Source organism: Photorhabdus akhurstii, assembly GCF_018448925.1.
GTDB classification, from domain to species: Bacteria; Pseudomonadota; Gammaproteobacteria; order Enterobacterales; family Enterobacteriaceae; genus Photorhabdus; species Photorhabdus akhurstii.
In genome coordinates, this window is record NZ_RCWE01000181.1 from 1 (window position 1) to 205 (window position 205).

A 205-nucleotide genomic window follows, 5' to 3' on the forward strand; every position below is an offset into this window, starting at 1 on the left:
GCATTTTGTGACCGCAACAGTGACAGGTTTTCGAACTGGCGAACCACTGATCCAGCTTCACCAGATGAACCCCTTTCTCTGCGGCTTTGTATTCCAGTTTCTTGATGAAGCCATGCCAGCCCGCATCGCCGATAGCGCGAGCCAGCCTGGGATTCTTCATCATGTTGGCCGATTTCAGCGTCTCAACAATTATCGCTTGGTTTTC

The 205-nt window shown here is 51.2% G+C and carries 1 protein-coding gene; it reads right to left on the minus strand.

The window, feature by feature from the left end; translation table 11 throughout:
• The coding region (locus tag EAE93_RS24230; protein ID WP_214040757.1) for a zinc ribbon domain-containing protein at window positions 1-205 on the minus strand (205 nt) is incomplete at both ends.